This window comes from Sphingobacterium siyangense (assembly GCF_023277505.1).
GTDB classification, from domain to species: Bacteria; Bacteroidota; Bacteroidia; order Sphingobacteriales; family Sphingobacteriaceae; genus Sphingobacterium; species Sphingobacterium siyangense.
In genome coordinates, this window is the sequence record NZ_CP080574.1 from 2,106,667 (window position 1) to 2,122,179 (window position 15,513).

13 protein-coding genes and 1 other RNA gene are annotated in these 15,513 nt (G+C 41.4%); 6 read left to right on the plus strand and 8 right to left on the minus strand.

The features are described 5' to 3' along the window. Positions 1-3: 3 nt before the first annotated feature. From glpK to K2F45_RS27350, 3 genes are all read right to left on the minus strand, one after another. Positions 4-1,503, minus strand: a complete 1,500-nt coding sequence (gene glpK, locus K2F45_RS08525; RefSeq protein ID WP_248933308.1) for a glycerol kinase GlpK — start codon at positions 1,501-1,503, stop codon at positions 4-6. Positions 1,504-1,540: 37 nt separating this feature from the next. Beyond that, positions 1,541-3,118 (minus strand): glycerol-3-phosphate dehydrogenase/oxidase, encoded by a 1,578-nt coding sequence (locus tag K2F45_RS08530; protein WP_075991772.1) that lies wholly within the window; start codon positions 3,116-3,118, stop codon positions 1,541-1,543. A gap of 220 nt (positions 3,119-3,338) precedes the next feature. Next, on the minus strand, positions 3,339-3,473 hold the full coding sequence (locus K2F45_RS27350; protein WP_257787017.1) for a hypothetical protein: 135 nt from the start codon (positions 3,471-3,473) through the stop codon (positions 3,339-3,341). 95 nt (positions 3,474-3,568) lie between these two features. On the opposite strand from K2F45_RS27350, the gene K2F45_RS08535 reads away from it, so the two are divergent. After that, positions 3,569-4,075: a thioredoxin family protein gene (locus tag K2F45_RS08535; protein ID WP_237242063.1), complete on the plus strand. Its 507-nt coding sequence runs from the start codon at positions 3,569-3,571 to the stop codon at positions 4,073-4,075. Between the two features lie 363 nt (positions 4,076-4,438). Here the strand turns inward: K2F45_RS08535 and K2F45_RS08540 are convergent, their stop codons facing one another. The 3 genes from K2F45_RS08540 to K2F45_RS08550 form a co-directional block, all read right to left on the minus strand. After that, on the minus strand, positions 4,439-5,419 hold the full coding sequence (locus K2F45_RS08540; RefSeq protein WP_157698357.1) for an IS3 family transposase: 981 nt from the start codon (positions 5,417-5,419) through the stop codon (positions 4,439-4,441). After that, positions 5,416-5,793 (minus strand): hypothetical protein, encoded by a 378-nt coding sequence (locus K2F45_RS08545; protein WP_075993755.1) that lies wholly within the window; start codon positions 5,791-5,793, stop codon positions 5,416-5,418. The genes K2F45_RS08540 and K2F45_RS08545 overlap by 4 nt, the downstream gene beginning before the upstream one ends. Positions 5,794-6,070: 277 nt before the next feature. Beyond that, positions 6,071-7,462: an arginine decarboxylase gene (locus tag K2F45_RS08550; RefSeq protein ID WP_046675638.1), complete on the minus strand. Its 1,392-nt coding sequence runs from the start codon at positions 7,460-7,462 to the stop codon at positions 6,071-6,073. Between the two features lie 108 nt (positions 7,463-7,570). Here K2F45_RS08550 and argS point away from each other — a divergent pair, with 108 nt between their 5' ends. The 3 genes from argS to K2F45_RS08565 are packed head-to-tail and all read left to right on the plus strand — an operon-like array spanning position 7,571 to position 11,642. Next, positions 7,571-9,355 (plus strand): arginine--tRNA ligase, encoded by a 1,785-nt coding sequence (gene argS / locus K2F45_RS08555; RefSeq protein ID WP_248933309.1) that lies wholly within the window; start codon positions 7,571-7,573, stop codon positions 9,353-9,355. A gap of 4 nt (positions 9,356-9,359) precedes the next feature. Next, a complete protein-coding gene (locus K2F45_RS08560; protein ID WP_248933310.1) occupies positions 9,360-10,436 on the plus strand; it encodes an oxidoreductase in 1,077 nt (358 codons plus the stop codon). Positions 10,437-10,451: 15 nt separating this feature from the next. Beyond that, positions 10,452-11,642, plus strand: coding sequence for a BaiN/RdsA family NAD(P)/FAD-dependent oxidoreductase (locus K2F45_RS08565; protein WP_248933804.1), 1,191 nt, complete (start codon positions 10,452-10,454; stop codon positions 11,640-11,642). A 33-nt stretch (positions 11,643-11,675) separates the two neighbouring features. Here the strand turns inward: K2F45_RS08565 and K2F45_RS08570 are convergent, their stop codons facing one another. Further along, complete coding sequence (locus K2F45_RS08570; protein ID WP_075991778.1) at positions 11,676-12,710, minus strand: helix-turn-helix transcriptional regulator; 1,035 nt, start codon at positions 12,708-12,710, stop codon at positions 11,676-11,678. A gap of 152 nt (positions 12,711-12,862) precedes the next feature. On the opposite strand from K2F45_RS08570, the gene rnpB reads away from it, so the two are divergent. After that, an RNA gene (gene rnpB / locus K2F45_RS08575) (RNase P RNA component class A) lies at positions 12,863-13,242 on the plus strand. A gap of 67 nt (positions 13,243-13,309) precedes the next feature. After that, positions 13,310-14,701 (plus strand): sigma-54-dependent transcriptional regulator, encoded by a 1,392-nt coding sequence (locus K2F45_RS08580; protein ID WP_075991779.1) that lies wholly within the window; start codon positions 13,310-13,312, stop codon positions 14,699-14,701. Positions 14,702-14,826: 125 nt separating this feature from the next. On the opposite strand, the gene K2F45_RS08585 is transcribed toward K2F45_RS08580, so the two are convergent. Beyond that, entirely contained in the window at positions 14,827-15,498 is a 672-nt protein-coding gene (locus K2F45_RS08585; RefSeq protein WP_248933311.1) for an HAD family hydrolase, read from the minus strand. Between the last annotated feature and the right edge of the window lie 15 nt (positions 15,499-15,513).

Sequence of the window (15,513 nt, forward strand, 5' to 3'; positions counted from 1 at the left end):
TGGTTAGTTTTCCGTCCAGTACTGTAATGCTTTGACACCCTTGGTCCAGAGCTTAATGATCTTTTTTGTTTGCTCTTCTTGCTCTGCTTCAGGTTCAAATATACGATCCTGTGCCCAAAACTTTGATATCTCGTCCTCATTTTTCCAGAATCCCACGGCCAGCCCTGCGAGGTATGCTGCCCCCAAAGCTGTAGTTTCTGTGATTTTAGGGCGTACAACTTTGCTGTTAAGTACATTGGCTTGAATCTGCATGAGTAGGTTATTTGCCGTTGCGCCGCCATCTACACGTAGTTCTTTGATCGGTATGCCACTATCCGCTTCCATGGCCTGCAGTACATCACGTGTCTGGAGGGAGATTGCCTCTAGTGAGGCGCGTGCTATATGCCCATTGGTGGTTGCACGCGTCAGGCCAAATAGCGTCCCTTGTGCACGGGCATTCCAGTACGGCGCTCCTAGTCCAGCAAAGGTAGGGATGAATGTGAGGCCGCCGTTATCCTTCTCTGTAAGTGCTAATTGCTCTACGTCCGCCGATTTGTAGATGATGTTGAGATTGTCGCGTAGCCATTGGACCAGTGCGCCACCGATAAAGATGCTTCCCTCCAGGGCATATTCTGTTTTCCCGTTGATTTTCCAGGCGACAGTAGTTAAAAGATTGTTTTTTGAACGGATTGGTTTATCACCGATGTTCATTAACATAAAGCATCCTGTACCATAGGTGTTTTTGACCATTCCTTTTTCAATACATTGCTGTCCGAAAAGTGCTGCCTGCTGGTCGCCGGCAATTCCTGCAATCTTGACTTTGTGTGCAAAAATGGTTGTCCGGGATTCTCCATATACTTCACTGCTTTCTTTTACTTCGGGCAGCATAGCAGCGGGGATGTCAAATAATTCGAGTAGCTCCTTATCCCATTCCATGCTATGGATGTTAAAGAGTAAGGTGCGGGAAGCGTTCGTTACATCTGTGATGTGTGCATCGCCACGCGTGAGGTTCCAGACGAGCCAAGTGTCTATGGTTCCACAGATTAATTCCCCGTTTTGTGCTTTTTCCCGTGCACCCTCCACGTTATCCAGAATCCATTTTATTTTGGTTGCAGAAAAATAGGGGTCTAATATCAGACCTGTTTTCTCCTGGATTAGCTCATGTTTTCCGGAGCTACGTAACTCGTCGCAATAATCTGCGGTGCGTTTATCTTGCCATACAATGGCATTGTAAATGGGCCTTCCTGTTTCTTTGTCCCAAACGACCACAGTTTCGCGTTGATTGGTAATACCAATGGCGGCAATATTTTTGCCGTTTAATCCTGCCTTTGTGGTTGCTTCCGCTGTGACACCTGCCTGCGTTGACCAGATTTCATGTGGATCATGTTCGACCCATCCCGGTTGTGGGAATATTTGTGTAAATTCCTTCTGGGCAACGGAGACTATATTTCTGTCCTTATCAAAAATTATAGCCCTGGAGCTAGTGGTGCCTTGATCCATTGCCAAGATGTATTGTTGTTCCATAATTGAGTAATTGAGTATTGCTGGTTATTTTTTTGTATTACTTTAAGATATAATTTTTTGCAACTTTTTGAAAATGCGCTATTTGATCATTTTGCCAATTTTGATCTTTTTCCAGCTCCTGTGCGAGTATTTTTGCGACTTCAGGAGCAGCTTCAATTGCAGCTTTCGCATCAAGAAATAGTATCCGTACTCGACGGGATAGGACATCTTCCACAGTTCTGGCAAGTTCATTGCGTGCCGCCCAAACAACTTCAGCCTTTTTGAATTCAAGATGTGCTATTAATTTTTCGTTCCATTCCGGATTTTCCTGCGCCAATGCGTTGATCGCTTCTTGGTCGGCGCCATAAATATACATATGATTGCTTCTGTCTGATGTCGGAATGGCGCTATAAATCTTTTGAGTGGTAGACCGGCTTTCTTTTTGTGGTAAACAACCGATTTTTATCGCTTTGTCGATGGTGTCTTGGCCCATTCGACGGAATGTTGTCCACTTTCCACCCGTTAAAGTAAGTAATTTGGAGTCGCTGACGATAACCTTGTGGCTTCGTGAGATCTCTTTGGTTTTGTTGGAGTTGCCTGTAGGAGCTGCTAGCGGACGTAGGCCGGCGAATACGGCCAATGCATCCGCTCTTGTTGGTTGTTTTGTCAGGTAGCGTCCCGCAGTTTTCAGAATAAAATCGATCTCCTGCTCCAAAGCTACCGGTTCAAGGCTATGCTCGTCTATTGGTGTGTCCGTTGTTCCCACAATGACCCGATTGTGCCAGGGTACCAGGAAAAGGACCCGTCCATCATCCGTTTTTGGAATCATAATGGCATCGTCGCCAGGAAGAAACGATTTATCAAATACCAGGTGAACCCCTTGGCTGGGGCGTACCATTTGTTTTGCTTCCGGTCTGTCCATTTTTAGGATGTCATCGACAAATATTCCTGTAGCATTGATAATAGCCTTGCCTTGTATGGTGAAAACTTCCCCCGTTTCGGTATCATTAGCGATGACACCATTTATTCGTCCATCGCTGTCTTTGGTGAGGTTATTGACTCTTACGTAATTCAGCGCGACGCCGCCCATTTGTATACAGGTTTGCGCAACGTTGAGCGCAAGTCTTGAGTCGTCAAATTGTCCGTCTTGATAAACCACGCCGCCATATAGCCCTTTAGGTCTAACGGTGCTTATGCGGTTAAGGGTTTCTTCTTTGTTAATATGAATGGATTTTCCCAAGCTTAATTTACCTGCCAGCAGGTCATATATTTTCATTCCTATGGTATAGAATGGGCCATCGAACCAACTGTAATTGGGGATGATAAAGGACTGGTTTTTGACAAGATGGGGAGCGTTTTTTTGAAGTAGACCTCTTTCGTGAAGCGCTTCTTTAACCAGGGCGATGTCGCCCTGAGCCAAGTAACGTACACCACCGTGAACAAGCTTCGTTGCTTTGCTCGAAGTTCCTTTTGCAAAATCAACCTGCTCCAACAAAATTGTTTTGAACCCTCGGCTTAAGGCATCTAATGCAACACCCAATCCGCTGGCACCGCCACCTATGACGATAACATCCCATGCGCTCGTATCTCTTATTTTTTCTATCAGTTTTGACCTTTTGAATTCTTGGTGTTTCATTTTGTTTCGTTTTGGATTTTTGTAGTGAATCTTCTGTACTTGTTTTACTACTTCCTTTATACTAAGTTATGCTATATTTGTTGAATTTTAAAGGAAATTAAATAATATTTATGTTAAGGTAAGGTGTTTGTTTTTGTTTTGTTTTGTTTTTATTTTAGCAAAAGAAAGTCTTTGTGGTTTTTACCAGTGCCAGGATATGGGGCATCAATAGGTTATTTTTTTACTTCTCCCCAATGGAGTTGTCTTTAATATTGACTGTATTCTGACCGCCTAAGCTAATGTGTGTACGACTTAATCGCGTTTTTATAAATCCGCTGAAATAAGGTCTGTTGTGATCTTGGGTGTTTTTTTTCATGGTCAATAGCTATATAATGTTTAACCATTATGTGCTGCTTATGTTTTGGTTTGGGAAAATGATTTTGTAATTTTAGATCACTATTTAATTTATTTATGATGAGAAATATAAGATTATTACTGTGTGGAGCTATTGTGTTTTTTGGGGCGGTACTCGTACAGTCCAAAGCGTTCTCACAGCAGCTTACTACAGCTCAGGATGTTTCAAAGCCTTACAATCCAGACGCTAATGCACAGAATGATATTGATCAACTATTGGTTCAGGCAAAGAAAGAAAAGAAAAATATCATCATCCAGGCTGGTGGGAATTGGTGTGTCTGGTGTTTACGGTTTAATGATTATATCCATAATACGGCGAGTGTCGACAAGTTGTTAAAGAGTCATTTCCTCTATTATCACCTCAATTATTCAAAAGAGAATAAAAATGAGGCTGTGTTTCAAAAATATGCTCCTGAAGGGAATAAACTAGGTTATCCATTTTTTATTGTTTTGGATAGAAATGGAAAAACATTGCATGTACAGGAGAGTGGCAGCCTGGAAAAAGGGAAGGGCTATGATGAAGAAAAAGTGCTTAATTTCTTTAAAGCTTGGGTCGCAAAATAGCAATTGTCGACTTCGGGATTTCTAGCTGCGCTAAAGAAGAAATACCCCGCACTTCTTTCCTGCATGGCGATATAACATAATCTGAAGGATTAGTACCTCTGCTTCGTACCTGCTTCGTACCTGCTTCGGACGATCAACAGATCTTGTACAAATGTTGTACAACTATTGAACAGTCTCTGAACAGAAAAAGTCTGCACAGTACTTGGTCAACAGCTGTAGCCGAATTGGGGAGCTCCGAACGTGGTCCGAAGCAGGTACGAACACAATACGAATAAAAGCCAGCTGCCGTGGCCATTGTCTTATACTGAAATAGGTTTACATTTACCGAACAGATTACTATATAGATTTTACATCCTATTTTTTCTACTGGATTTGGTTGTCATTGTCCGTTTTCTGACTGTTATCGGTTGTCCTTTCCCTAACCACAGTTTCCCTAGTTTTGCTGCGGAACTTTTTTGACTCAGCGTTACGTCTTTGAAACATTTTGGGAACTTTTTGGTTCTGCAATTGCTGATGTGCCTGCTGGGGAGACATCATATTGCAGGACATATGTGGCCTAAAATGATTGTATATATTGACTGCCTTGACCAGCTGTGCAAGTGCCGTTTTGTAGTCTGGAAAGGTCTCAGCCATGCGATATTCGCTTTTTAGGATGCCATTTAGCCTTTCTGCCACGGCATTGTCGTACGGGCTTCCGGATTGTGTCATGCTTATTGTAATCCTATTTTCCTGCAATATAGTGACATAATTTGTACTGCAATACTGGATGCCGCGATCGGAGTGGTGGGTCAGATCGCTCTGTGGATACATTCTATGTGATATTGCCATCCTGAGCGCTGATATACAGGCCTGTGCTGTTGGCCTGTGCGTAAGTTTGTAGCCCACGATCTTTCGGGAATAGGCATCTGTGACCAGGCACAGGTAGATCCATTTGTCCCGGATGCGGATGTAGGTGATGTCACTTACCCATATCTGCTCGGGACGCAGGGCCTGCCTGCGCTGCACAAGGTCGGGCCACTTTTTGAAACGGTGGTCGGACTGGGTGGTGATGGCATACCTGCGTTTGCATTTGACCAAAAGGTCATTTTCGCGCAACAGTCTGAAGAAAGCGTCCCTTCCCAGTCCAACCATCGCACTACCCATTTCTTTGACCAATATGCTGCGGAGTTTAAGGGTACCCATGCGATGGGAGTCCTTCCGAATTTCACGTACCCGCGCCAGCACAAGCCCGCTGCGAACGGAGTATTCCTGTTCTCTGCCCATATATTTATAGTAGGATTGCCTTGTTCTGCCAAATAGTCCACAAAGTCTGGAGACCGAAACATTCTGGTAACACGACTTCATTTCTTGGACGATTTGGCCCCAGACTTTTTTACAAAATCAGCCCCATGGAGCTCCTCCGCTTTTTTGATCAACATCTCCAGGGCAGTAATTTTGAGGTTCGCCTGGAAGAGTTCATCCCTGAGATCCTGCTCATTTTTCACCCCAGTGTCTTCTGGCTCAACAGTCTGGGAAACTTCCAGCTCAAGATTGTTTTCCCACTGCTGGTACCATTTCATAAAATACCGCGGAGTGGCTTCCCCCGGAAGATTGTACTTCTGGGCAAGTTGCGAATAACTCAGCTTGCCCGCAAGGTATTCTCTGGAAACGAGGATCTTGAAGCTATCACTGTAAACTTGCTGTCCCCCTGATTTACGTTTTGTCATACGCTTTTTCATAATATTAAATTTAAGATTTTAATATTCGGTTTTTGTAAACCTTTTTCAGGAATGGACACATGTTCAGCATCGTTTGCGTCGTCTCCTTAACGATGTTGTCTTTGTCTGTGGTTTTGGCTTTAATTTACGTCCGATTGTAAATAATGAGGGATAGGCTGAAAATAAAAAGGTCTCGTTCCTACGATCGAGACCTTTTATATGGGCTTAAAACCATTCTTTTTCTACAAGGATATTGTAATCCCGCAGTTAAAAAGAGGTCTTGCTCCTGTAGAATATCTTATTGATAGCCTAATAATTTCATGACTTGTTTGGAGTTTTGCTCCTCACCAAACACCTCATAGTTGAATGTTTCATCTCTATTGCGGCGTACAAGCACATGTTTGGGTGAAGGGAGTAAGCAGTGGTGGATTCCACCATATCCGCTTAATACATCTTGATATGCTCCTGTATGAAAGAAGCCCAAGTATTGTACCTTACGGGTCTTCGGCATAAATACCGAGTTCATGTGTGCCTCCTGATTGTAGTAATCCTGTCCATCGCATGTGATTCCACCTAAATTGACGCGTTCATATTCTGAATCCCAGTTATTGATCGGCAATAGAATATATTTTTGATTCAATGCCCATACATCCGGTAAATTTGTAATGAATGAACCGTCAATCATAAACCAACGTTCGCGATCGTTTTGTTGCTTGCGTCCCAAGACTTTATAGAGAATACCTGATGCTTCAGCAACAGTATATTTGCCAAATTCAGTAATAATATCTGGTTCCATTACCTCATGGTGCGCACAGATTTGTTTGATACGATTGACAATCTCATTGACCATATACTCGTAATCAAAGTCGTGTACCAGTGAATCCTTAAATGGCATTCCACCACCGATATCTAGGGTATCTAAATCCGGATTTACTTTCTTGAATTTACAATATAAAGTAACGTATTTCTCTAATTCGTTCCAGTAATACGGGGTGTCCGAGATACCTGAATTAATGAAAAAGTGAAGTAACTTTACTTTAAAGTTTGGATTGTCGGCGATCTTGTTGTTATAGAATTCAACGACGTCTTCTTGGCGAATCCCTAGGCGAGATGTATAGAATTGAGAATCTGGCTGCTCCTCGGAAGCAACACGGATACCTAAAGCACAAGGCTCATCCAATTCGATTTCATCATCATAAAGGTTAAACTCCTCTTTGTTATCCAGTACCGGTATAATGTTTTTATATCCGTCGTGGATCATATCGACAATATATTGTTTGTACTGGTAGGTTTTGAATCCATTACAGATCACTGTAATATCTTTCGTTACTGTGCCCTGTCTTTCCAATGAATCGATCATCGGCATATCAAATGCAGATGAAGTTTCCAGGTGGATATCATTTTTCAAAGCTTCCTCTACGATGTGCTTGAAATGGGATGATTTGGTACAATAACAATATTTGTAAGATCCGCGATAGTTGTGTTTCAGAATTGCGGTCTGAAAGAGGATTTTCGCTTGCTGAATTTTTTTGCTGACGATAGGCAAATAGGTAAAACGTAACGGCGTACCGTACGTTTCTATCATTTCCATTAAATTCAAATCGTGGAAATACAATTCGTCGTCGATGATTTCGAATCCGTCTTGCGGAAAACCAACACTTAAGTCAAGAAATTCCTGATAGCTCTGCATTTTTTATTATTTTTGCAAAGATATACTTTAATGGTGAATACCTAAATAAGGAATGTTATTTATTTCCAATTCACTATCAGGAAGTTGTAAAAATTACAAAATCATTAAATGGCAAATTCTATTCAAAAGCGACTTGTTGAAGTCACTGTACAAGCAGTAAAAGAGCTTTACAATGCAGATATTTTAGAAAATCAAATTGCTTTACAAGCTACCCGAAAGGAGTTTGAAGGACAAATTACAATCGTAACTTTTCCCGTAACGCGCTTTTCGAAATCTTCTCCGGAACAAACCGGAAAGGAAATCGGTGCATATTTGCAACAGCATATTGCTGAAATATCGGATTTCAATGTGATAAAAGGCTTTTTGAATATTGTTCTTTCCGATGCTTACTGGATCACGTTGTTGAATCAGACCATAACGGCGAAGGACTTTGGTGTATTTCCTGCGAATGGAAAAAAACTGATGGTTGAATATTCTTCTCCAAATACCAATAAACCGCTGCATTTGGGACATATCCGTAATAATTTATTAGGATATTCTGTTGCGGAAATCCTAAAAGCTTATGGTTATGATGTGATCAAAGCAAATTTGGTGAACGATCGCGGTATCCATATTTGTAAGTCGATGTTGGCTTGGCAAAAATTTGGTAACGGTGAGACTCCCGAGTCTACTGGACTTAAAGGAGACCACCTTGTCGGAAAATATTACGTTGTCTTTGACAAAGCATATAAACAGGAAATCGAGGCATTGAAGGCTGAAGGGCAGACCGAAGATGAGGCAAAGAAAAATGCACCTTTGATGAAGGAGGCACAAGCGATGTTGCAACAATGGGAAGCAGGTAATGAAGAGGTGATCTCCCTTTGGAAAACCATGAACAGCTGGGTGTACGCCGGGTTTGAAAGGACCTACAAACAATTAGGCGTCGATTTCGATAAATACTACTATGAATCCAATACATACTTGCTGGGTAAAGATATTATTCAGGAAGGTTTAGATAAAGGGGTTTTCTTTAAAAAAGAGGATAACTCCGTATGGATTGATCTAACAGACGAAGGATTGGATCAGAAGCTTGTGCTTCGTGGCGACGGTACTTCTGTCTATATTACACAAGATTTGGGGACAGCACAATTGAAATATGATGAATTCAAAATGAATGATTCTATTTATGTTGTCGGTAACGAACAGGATTACCATTTCAAGGTATTGTTCTTAATCTTAAAAAAACTTGGTAAAGCTTGGGCCGATGGATTGTTCCATTTATCGTATGGGATGGTCGATCTTCCTTCAGGTAAAATGAAATCACGGGAGGGAACAGTTGTTGATGCGGATGATTTAATGGCTGAGATGCTTAAAACCGCTCAAGAACGTACTGAGGAGCTTGGCAAGACTGAAGGATTGGACGAGGAATCAAAAGCCGTTCTTTACGATACAATTGGAATGGGCGCACTTAAATATTTTCTATTGAAGGTGGATCCTAAAAAACGTCTCTTGTTTGATCCAAATGAATCTGTCGATTTTCAAGGTCATACCGGACCGTTTATTCAATACACACATGCCCGTATCAAATCTGTTTTGAGTAAGGCTGAATTCGATTTTGACAGTGCTGTGTCTGTGCCGGCGACGATTTCCTCTTACGAACGTGATTTAATTCAACAACTGGGTGCATTTCCGGAGATTATTGAAGCTTCTGCGCAAGAGTTCAGTCCCGCACAATTGGCAAATTACATCTATGAGGTAGCCAAGTTTTATAATAAATTCTATCATGAAGAAACCATCTTGAAAGCGGAAGATCATGATGTGAAAAACTTTAGATTGCACCTTTCAGCTTCTGCGGCAAAGGTTATTGCCAAAGGGATGAACTTATTGGGTATTCGGGTACCTGAAAGAATGTAATGCTATGAAGAAAATTCGCGTAGGACTTATTGGCTTTGGAATTTCAGGTCAGGTTTTTCACGCTCCCGTGATGCGTTCAATAGCTGAGCTGGATCTTGTTAAAGTGACCGCTCGGAAAGCAGATCAACAAAGTTTGCTAAAGGAACGCTATCCACAGGCAGAAATAGCTTTGTCTGCGGATGATATTTTTAATGATGTAACCATTGATTTAGTCGTGATTGCAACTTCCAATGAAATGCATTATCCTTTCGCAAAACGTGCACTGGAAGCCGGAAAACACGTTGTCGTAGAAAAACCCTTTACCAATAGCGTAGAGCAGGCCGATGAGCTTATCGCTCTGGCTAAGGAGAAAAATCTGATCTTGGCACCTTACCATAATTTAAGGTTCAACTCAGACTATCGGACCCTGGAGAAAGTGGTCAAAAGTGGAAGGTTGGGACGGATTGTCAATTTGGAATCCCGGTTTGATCGTTTTCGTAATTATTTGCGACCTAACGCATGGCGAGAGGAAAATTTACCGGGTTCGGGCATATTTTATGACCTGGGACCACATCTCATCGACCAGGCTTTGCAGTTATTTGGAAAGCCAGATGCTGTCTTTGCCGATTTGGCTGTCCAACGAGATCATGCCAAAACCATTGACAATTTCGACTGCCTATTGTACTATGATAATTTGAGGGTATCCCTAAAAGGGTCTATGCTTGCAAAAGAACCCACAGCACGTTATCGTGTCTTTGGAATGAACGGAAATTTTGTAAAATATGGTGTCGACCCACAGGAAGCTTTACTGCGTGATGGCAAATTTCCTGATGAGGATCCAACCTGGGGACAAGAAGACCCAAGTCTATACGGCAAGCTCAATATTGTTGAACAGGGGAATGACATTGAAGAAATGGTTCCTTCTGAAATAGGTTCTTATCCTGATTTTTATCAGAACGTTGCGGATAGTATATTGGGCAAAACTACCTTGATCGCGTCGGCAGAGCAGGCACGCGATGTCATTAAGATTATTGAATTGGGATATCAGAGTCAATTGGAACGAAGAGTTGTTTCTGTTGAAAATACATTGATTGCTTATTAGATTGTTGCTGTGAGTATACTATACGATGCTATCATTATTGGGGGCGGAGCCTGTGGTTTGATGTGTGCAGCCCAAGCAGGGCTGATTGGAAAGAAGACCTTGGTGCTTGAACGAAACGATAAGGTCGGCGCGAAGATCTTGATTTCCGGAGGTGGACGCTGTAATTATACAAATATCGGTAATAGTCCCGCCAATTTCATTTCTGAAAATCCAGATTTTTTACATGGTATATTCAAACAATGGACAGTGGATGATACCATTACATTTTTTGAACAATATGGTATTGTAGGGCATGAAAAAACACTGGGCCAGTTGTTTCCAGAGACCAATAAAGCAAAAGATATCGTTGCTGTATTTTCAAAAATTTTATACGAGACAGGGCAGGATATTGCATTGAATACCTTGGTGAAATCGGTAGAAAAAAACGATAAGGACTTTGTGGTGACGGTAGAAAATGCAAAAGGTGAGTCCCGATATCATGCACATAAAGTTGTTATTTCTTCCGGTGGGCTTCCGGTCCAAAAACTCGGCGCTTCGGACTTTGGATTACGCTTAGCCAAACAATTTGGTTTGCATGTCGTCGGTACAGCCCCTGCATTGGTCCCTTTGACAATAACTGGAAAAGATGCTGATTGGTATAGTTCTTTGGCTGGAAATTCGGTGTTCTCGAAAGTTTCTGTTGCCGGAATGTCTTTTGAAGAGAATATTCTCTTTACACACTGGGGATTAAGCGGACCTGCAATTCTTCAGATATCAAGTTATTGGAGACCTGGACAGGAGATTAAGATTGATCTACTGCCTAATTTTAATTTAGATAATCTGATTAAACAGGAGCGGCAATACGGCGGGAAACGACTTGTTTCACAATTGCTAAACGATTATTTCAGCAGAAAATTGGTCGATGCTCTTGGAAAATTTCTAGCATTGGATACCAAAATTGCCTCACTTAGTAAAGCTGATGCGAAAATGATTGTCGATACTATCCATCGCTTCAAGGTAAAACCTGCGGGAGATAAGGGGTATGATAAAGCGGAGGTTATGCGTGGAGGAGTTTCAACGGAAGAACTACACCCCAAGACCTTAATGTCTAAAAAAGTTGAAGGCCTTTATTTTGGAGGGGAGACTGTTGATATTACGGGATGGCTTGGCGGTTATAATTTCCAATGGGCTTGGGCTAGCGGTTATGCCATCGCCCAAGATATTTAGGCATTTTGGAGAGGTAGCGAGAGGGCTTGAATTTTACTTTTTATCGACAGATTTCTCAGCATAGAGTTGTGTCGCAGCAGCCAAGCGCTGTTTTATTCTCGTTTGTAAATTTCTTGGGGAGAGTACTTTAATGGATTCGCCAAAACCTAAAATTTCTCTTTCCAGTTCAAAGTTAAGTACAACATCGATACGAATTAAGATTGAACCATCCTCCTTTTTGTCTAAAATCTGCTGTGACGCATGTAAGGGTTTTGTTGCTACATAAGGTGCATTTTTTGCATTGACTTGCAATATCACCCGGTGTCCGCGGTCCTTTTGTGTCTTCGTTACGCCTATGGTATCCGAAAAGTAACGTTCGAAATCGACCCCTGTATATTCCCTGTATGAATTTTTACCCATTTCCTCAATGGCATTGATCCGATCGAGCGCTAGTGTCATCAATCCTTCACTCTTTTTATGGTGACCAATTAGAAACCATCGATTACGATATTCTTTTAAGAGATAGGGGGAGAAAATAAGATCCTGCTGTTGTGTTGCTTTGAACGATTGGTAGCTGATCAGGAGTGGCGTTTTTTCACGAATGGCTTGATGCAGTGGACTGATAAAAGAAAGGCCTTTTAGCAGATTGTTGCTTTCCATTTGTATAATAGAAGGTGAATTGTCCTTTTTTGTATGGATGCTATCTTCAAGTCGTGCGACGATATCGCTCATTTCATCAAAGCTGGAGAAACCGCTCACATGCTTAAGTACCTCTACAGCCTCCTTCATTTTTTGCATGTCACCGACGGAAATCGGTGAATTGCTAATGCTATAGTTGGGATCTTCATAGGTGTAGAATTTGCGGTGCGAGACGACAATAGGGGCATTGTAGCCGAGCTTATTGCTACGCATGAGTTGAATATCACCTTGTATGGTGCGTTTACTTATCCCATTTTTGATTCCTTCAAATTCATAGAGTGCATCGGAAACCTTTTCCATAAGATCTTCCAAGGTCCATTTCCGATGTCGTAAACGAAGACAATGGTCAATCGTTTTATAACGTATAAGAGCTAGTTTATTGAGTGCCATGCTTTTTTTTGATAGATTGAAAATACAAAAACTTTCTTTATCTGCGCAAGGTAATTGCGTAGATTTTTATGCCTGTGATTCAAAATGAATGGTCTTTTCGAAATTGAAAAGAAATTCGGGTTTATCCGAGTAAAATAGCTACTTTTGCGCAGAAGCAAACTGGTTCTATCGCTGCTCTTTTTTGGGAGGAGAGGAAAGTCCGGGCAACATAGAGCAACACGCTTCCTAACGGGAAGGCTGCTATGAAAATAGTAGACAGAAAGTGCCACAGAAAATATACCGCTTTTCGGAGTAAGGGTGAAAACGTAAGGTAAGAGCTTACGGTCTTATATGGTGACATATATTACGGTAAACCTCGTGTGTTGAAAGACCAAATAGGTTGCGAAATTCGAAGGCTGCTCGTCTTCTTTCAATTTATTGGAATTCGTAATGGGTAGGTTGATTGAGTTTGTCAGCGATGGCAAATCTAGATAAATGATAGAAATTCCACTTCGGTGGTCTACAGAACCCGGCTTACAAGGTTTGCTTCTTTTTCGCTAATTGCCAAAAAAACATTATATTGATTCCCATAATTGAAAAAATAGCATAACTCTCGATTTATGAGTACAATTTTAATCATTGATGATGAGCGCGCCATCAGAAGTTCGTTGCGTGATATCTTGGAATATGAAGATTATACGATTTTGGATGTCGACAATGGTCGGGATGGATTAGATATTTTAAAAAAGGAAAAAATAGATCTTGTCCTTTGTGATATCAAAATGAATACGATGGATGGGATGGAAGTTTTGGCGGAAGCACACCAAAGCAGCCCGGATATTCCGTTTATTATGATCTCCGGACATGGTACGATTGAAACAGCTGTTGAAGCAGCGAAAAAAGGAGCATTTGACTTTTTAGAAAAACCGCTGGACCTGAATAGATTATTGATCACGGTTCGTAATGCACTGGATAAAAGTTCTCTAGTCACAGAAACCAAGGTCCTGAAACGAAAAGTTAGCAGCTCGAAAACAAAAGATATACTGGGTGAATCGGGGGCCATCAAACGTATTAAGGAAACAATTGACCGAGTTGCACCAACAGAAGCCCGTGTATTGATTACCGGGGCGAATGGCTCGGGAAAGGAATTGGTTGCACGCTGGTTACATGAAAAGTCAAATCGTGGACAAGGCCCATTGATCGAAGTGAACTGTGCCGCAATACCTTCTGAATTAATCGAATCAGAATTATTCGGGCATGAAAAAGGATCCTTCACGTCGGCTATTAAACAACGTATCGGGAAGTTTGAACAAGCTAGCGGTGGAACATTGTTCTTGGATGAGATCGGTGATATGAGCCTTTCAGCGCAAGCTAAAGTGCTAAGGGCATTACAAGAGCATAAAATCACGCGAGTGGGGGGCGACAAAGAAATTGACGTCAATGTCAGGGTAGTAGCTGCGACCAATAAGGATTTATTGAAAGAGATAGAAGATGGTAATTTCAGAATGGACTTGTATCACCGTCTATCTGTCATATTGATCCATGTGCCAGCGTTAACTGATCGTGTCGATGACATTCCTTTATTGTCCACAAACTTCTGTGAAGAGATCTGTATGGAATACGGGATACCTGTAAAGGAAATTACTACTGCTGCAATGCGGGAATTGAGTCATCTTCCTTGGACAGGTAATATTCGGGAATTGCGCAATATGATTGAACGTTTAATCATTTTGAGCGACAGGTCGATTACCGATAAAGATGTTGTTGCCTTTGCTAATCCTTCCCGCGAACCTGTGAATGGCATAGCTCATGAAAAAGGTACAGCAAATTACGGATTGGATATGGACTCCTTTGATTCGTTTCAAGATTATAAGGACCATGCGGAGAAAGAATTTATAAAATATAAATTGGAAAAGAATAATTGGAACGTCTCCAAGACGGCCGATGATCTTGATATTCAACGTAGTCACCTGTATAGTAAAATAGAGAAGTTCGGTCTAAAAAGGGATTAACCGTTTAGTGAAATTTTAGTCTAGCAGCTGTGAGCGAAAATTGCAGTTCGCTTGGACAAAGCGATAAAAAAAAGAGATTCCTTAAGAAATCTCTTTTTTTTATCGTCGTCAACCCCTCAACCGGGTTACAATTCTTGTGTTTTTAAAATGGCCTTTATATTGGCAACTGATATTTCTGTATAATTATTTATATAATCATTACTTGCAGGTAATTCTTCTTTTTTATGGGTTGAAAGTACGGCGACAACTTTCATTTCAGCATTTTTCGCCGCGGTAATACCCGAAAAAGAATCTTCAAAAACAATACAGCGGTCAACAGAAATTTGCAGATTCTCTGCAGATTTTAGGTAAACCTCAGGATGTGGCTTATGGAGTTTTACATCTTCGCTGCTTAGTGTGGAAGAGAATAAATGACGTATGTTCAATTCATCCAAAATTAAGTCCATATTCTCTCGGGGAGCAGATGTCGCCACAGCAAGCTTAAAACCGTTATTTTTTAATTCCGTTAGAAACTCAATTAAGCCCTTAATAGGGGCAACGTGTTCTTTATAGATCACTCTAAAAAGCTGCTCTTTTTCAAATTCAAGCGTTCGCAGTTCCTCAGGGGATATCGGACGCTGAAAGAAATGCTGCATAATGTAACTATTATGCTTACCATACATATGCTGCTCAAATTCCTCTTCTGTAGCCTGTTGTACATTGTGGTTTTTAAAAAAAGCTCTAAAAGCTTCCGCATGGAAAGGGTTGGTGTGGCTTATGACACCGTCCATGTCAAATATCGCTGCGTATTCTGTCATTGAGCTAATATACAA